This window comes from Testudinibacter sp. 'clade 2' (assembly GCF_006227735.1).
GTDB lineage: Bacteria > Pseudomonadota > Gammaproteobacteria > Enterobacterales > Pasteurellaceae > Chelonobacter.
Map to the genome: position 1 here is coordinate 1 of NZ_VDHB01000143.1, position 4,955 is coordinate 4,955.

Genomic DNA, 4,955 nt, shown 5'->3' on the forward strand with positions numbered 1-4,955 from the left:
AGTTGACACAGTGTTACCGACCTTGACCGTGGATGTAGCTGATACCATCAACGCAACCAATGCAAGTGCGGTGCCGGTAAGCGGAGCCAGCGATTTGCCAAACGGCAGCGAAGTGAAAATCACCTTGACCGATGCCGAAGGCAACACGGTCACTGTGACAGCCACCGTAACCGACGGCAAATACGCAACGACGGTGGATGCCAGTGGCTTGAAAGACGGTGCGATTACCGCCACCGCCAGCAGCACTGCGACGGATGCGGCAGGTAATGCCCCGGCTGATGCGACAGATACAACGGCGAATAGCAAAGATAGCAGCGCCCCAACGCTGAGCATTGATCCGATTTCTGAGGGTTACATCAATGCAGCAGAAGCGAAAGGGGATGTTGCCATCAGCGGTACCACCACGGCTGAAGCGGGACAAACAGTAACCGTGACCCTGAACGGTAAAGAGTACACGGCGGTTGTAGGTAACGATGGCACATGGACAGCGACTGTACCGGCAGCGGATGTGGCAAAATTACCGCAAGGTTTGTTAGAAGCAACTGCTAGCGTGAAGGATCTGGCAGGGAATCCAGCTAGTGATAAAGAGGACGTGACTGTTGATACTGTGTTACCAGCGCTGACTGCTCAATTAGATAGTTCAAGTGACAGTGGTATTTCTAATTCTGATGCTATCACGAATGACAATACACCAACTATCAAAGGTACAGGTGAAGTAGGTGCGAGCATTGAAGTAGTAGTCGGTGGTCAAACCTTAAAAACGACTGTGGGTCAAGATGGTACTTGGTCTGTTACACCAACAGCATTAACTGATGGTGACTATACAGCGCTTGTTACTGCAAAAGATGTAGCCGGTAATACCAGCACCGAAAATGTATCAGTCACTATTGATACAGTATCAATCTTAACGGTAAATGTAGCCAATACTATTAATGATGATAATGTTACTGCCGTCGCAGTATCCGGCACAGCAGATGTCATTGATGGTGGTACGGTTACTGTAACATTAACTGATAAAGACGGAAAAACAGTCGAGGTTACAGCGGTAGTCACAGATGGTGCTTATGCTACGACAGCGGATCTTAGCTCATTGGCAAATGGTGCCATCACTGCAGTAGCGAGCAGTACAGCAACTGATGAAGCAGGCAATACACCGAAGGCGGCAACAGATACTACGGCGAATACTAAAGAAACCTCACCAAACCTAGAGGTGACTTCTTTGACAGTTCCAAACTCTGTAAACGAAGGTAGCAACGCAGTATTTACTGTCAGCTTGGTTGACGGTCATAAAGGTGGGACTATTGCAGCACCAGTGTTAGGTGGCTCTGCTTCTGCTGATGACTACGGTAAACCAACATACAGCAATGGTGTAACTGTAGACAGTACCGGTAAACTGGTGATTCCGGCAGGTGTAACCAGCTTCACCATCAGCTACCCGATTGTTGCTGATCAGCTGACAGAAGGCAATGAAACCTTGAGCATGGATTTAGGTGGAAAATCGGCAGAGACTACAATTAATGATACTTCGTTAACAACGTTATCAATTTCCGTAGCGGATCCTGTGCAGCGTGAAAATGATTCTTCAGCGGGATCCGTCATGACCTTTACAGTGACAGCTTCAAAACCAGTAGTTAAAGATACGGAAGTGACTATTGATCTAGGAGGGCAAGCAACTGTACCAGGCAAAGCCGGTGCTGATTATGTACTGGCTGGTGGAACCGTATCTGGTTCTCAAGTGACCGTCATTATTAAAGCCGGAGAAACCAAGGCAAGTTTTACGGTAGATCCGATTAATGATGCATTAAGTGTCACTAGTGTATTTGGTGGAGAAACGAATGAATCAGTTATCGCAACCTTAAAATTGCCGAGTGGATATGTATTAAGTGGCAGTGGTGTGGCTGAAGGGATGATTATTGATTCCCAACCGTTTGCAATACCTTTCTTGGATGCTGACTTCAACCTGATGACCGGTATTGTTTATCCAGATGGCGATAATACAAAACAATTGCTTGAAGGGCCCTCTGTAGCGATGGGATCAGATTATGATGACAGCTTCTATGTTGGCTATTGGTTAAATGGCACTGTTACCGGCTCACTTGGTAATGTGTCGAATAGCGGTGCAAGTGGTGAAAACTATGATTCATCGATGAGTATTACCACTGTGGATCTGGGGCAAGGTAACGATCTGCTCAAGATTCGCGGTAACCAACAGGCGTTGAGCCGTGTTTATATGGGCGAAGGCAACGACAGCTATGAAGTCGGTAGCATGATTGGCGCACCAGGCGTTGATTCATTGAAACCTCATGTGTTTATGGAAAGTGGCAATGACACAGTTGTTATCCGTAGTGATGTATTAGCAGGCTTTGTGTATGCTGGCAGCGGTTCGGATAATGTCACGGTACAAGGCGACTTGGATGCTGAAGCGGTTATTGATTTAGGTAGTGGCCGATCTTATTCAAGTAACTATGAAACCACATATACCAATGGTTTGAGCTTGGGTAATGATAATAACACCGATTTGGCAACTGATGTCAATACCTTATTGGTTCAAGGTGATATGGGCTTTACCACTGGTATCAATGCTAAAATTTACGGTGGCGCAGGTCAGGATAGTGTAACCATTGGTGGAGTAGTTAGTGGTGGCAGTGGAACACTGATTGATTTGGGTAGTGGTAATGATACATTAGTGATTGGTCAGTTGGGTCGTCCATTATCCGGCGGTGCAACCATCAATATGGGTACTGGTGCAGATAAGGTGAATATCACTACCATGACTGATGGTGTGGTGAATACTGGCACCGATACCGATATTGACACTGTGAAAATCGGCACCATGTCCGGCGGTACTATTAATATGGGAGCTGGAGATATCATTGAAGTTGGTAAAATGTCTGGTGGTAAAGTCAACGGTAGCAGTGCAACCGATGACACGTTGACCATTACCGGCACCGGTTCGACTATCAGTGCATCTAATGTGTTTGGTGTGGAGAATGTAGACTTAGGCGCGGGCAACCGTATTAATATCTACAAACCTGCATATAACGACGCATTAGATAAAACCAACGGTCAAACTGCGATGTATATCCAAGGTAATAGTACATCAACCGTTGATTTAGGAGATAGTATCGGACAATATGATTCAGCTGCCGTGGCAACTTGGAGCAAAGGTGCTGCTGTCACCGTAGATGGTCATACTTATGATACATGGAGTATCGGTGGCGGCTTGTATGGTGGCACACAAACTATCTATATTGAACAAGGTATTCAGATTGTTTAATAATTGATTCGTCACAATTATTTAAACCGCACTTTGCAAAAAGTGCGGTTCACCAAAAGACAAACACCTTGTCAGCTTGCTGACGGGGTGTTTTTTTATGCACGAAATTCTTGGAAAATCAACCGCACTTTCCTTCGCCCCTTGTGGGAGAAGGACAGATTTTTGCTTCGTTCAGAAGCGAAAATCAGGATGAGGGGGCAACAAACATTGATTCACCCTCATCCGCCCTGCGGGCACCTTCTCCCATCAAGGGAGAAGGAAATAATGAGGTACAACCCTAAGACATCCTTTACAAAATAACCCGATGACATCGTTTACACTTCGGGTTAGCGAAAGACTTACTAAAAAACGCACATACTGCAATGAAAGGCATGTTGCGTACAATGATGATCCCAATATAAGATAAAAGTTTTAATTTCAGTCCTACCCAGAACAGAGCAATAACGCACAGGGGAAATGTTATGCAAGGAGTTCAAGCAAAAGCACAGCCGAAGCAGACGGCTTTTCAAGAAAAAATCTTATCGGCTTTTGAACAATCTTTGACGGAAGGGTAACGTTTCTTACAAGAAGTGATGACAGGGGAAATTAAACTTATTCCACACGATGAAGTAATGGAAAAGCTTGAATTTGTTTTGAAAAGTGGGTTTAGCCCAGAGTTTTTGAAAAGCCAGCCGACGTCCCCTGGCGAAACGTCAGGGGGAGCATAAATCAGCCATGCTGTGGCTGTGTATAAGGTTGATGATGTTAGGCTACGGAGTAGCTTATTTATGTTTAACCCTGTTCGTTTGTGCGCAGGATAAACCGCACTTGGCATAGAGTAGGCTTTGACTTCGCTCAGCCAGCAATATCTACAACCGCAGAAAAGTTGCTTGAGGGTGAATAAAAATAAAGATAAAATAAAGAATAAATAAAGTAATAATAGGGTGAGATATGAGTGCAAATTTTAATATGAATTTTGATCCAACCGTGAAGCGTCAATTTGCTGAAATTGTTGCGGGTTATGGATTAACTGTGCCACAAGCATTTAAACTGTTTGCAAATCAAGTGATTAAAACTAAAGTTGTACCGTTATCATTTGATTGGCAAGCAAATCAAGATGTTGAATTGTCTGATAAAGTATTGGCTGTATTACTCAAAAATCAGCAGGAGCAAAAAGAAGGTAAGTCGATTAAATTTGATACCATTGATGAAATGATGGCGGCTCTTGATGAATAATGCTCGGAAAATTGAGATTTTTAGCTCTTTTCGGCGGAACGCAAAAAAATATTTTTTACAACTGGCTAGTGTCGAATGGGCAGAGGTGGTCACTTGCTTAACACAACGTGTTCCTCTACCAGAAAGATATCGAGATCATCAATTAAAAGGAAATTTAAAAGCATTTAGAGATTGCCACATTAAAAATGATTTAGTGCTACTTTATAAAATTTCAGATGATGATAACACGGTAGAATTACATTATTTAGATACGCATTCTGAAATATTCAAAAATGCTGATCATTAAGTAAGCAGCGTTTGGCTTTTTTCCACAAGTTCTATCAAATATCAAACTAACCGCACCGTCCTTCGCCCCTTGTGGGAGAAGGACAGATTTTTGCTTCGTTCAGAAGCAAAAATCAGGATGAGGGGGCAACAAACATTGATTCACCCTCATCCGCCCTGGGTACAACCCGAACATCCT

3 protein-coding genes are annotated in these 4,955 nt (G+C 43.9%); all 3 read left to right on the plus strand.

Annotated elements, in window-relative coordinates; genetic code table 11:
- The first annotated feature begins 10 nt into the window (after positions 1-10).
- Positions 11-3,277, plus strand: coding sequence for an Ig-like domain-containing protein (locus FHQ30_RS10720; protein WP_267963794.1), 3,267 nt, complete (start codon positions 11-13; stop codon positions 3,275-3,277).
- A gap of 930 nt (positions 3,278-4,207) precedes the next feature.
- A complete protein-coding gene (locus FHQ30_RS10725; RefSeq protein ID WP_139608896.1) occupies positions 4,208-4,492 on the plus strand; it encodes a type II toxin-antitoxin system RelB/DinJ family antitoxin in 285 nt (94 codons plus the stop codon).
- Positions 4,485-4,778, plus strand: a complete 294-nt coding sequence (locus FHQ30_RS10730; protein ID WP_139610985.1) for a type II toxin-antitoxin system YafQ family toxin — start codon at positions 4,485-4,487, stop codon at positions 4,776-4,778. Before FHQ30_RS10725 ends, FHQ30_RS10730 begins: the two co-directional genes overlap by 8 nt.
- Positions 4,779-4,955: the final 177 nt, after the last annotated feature.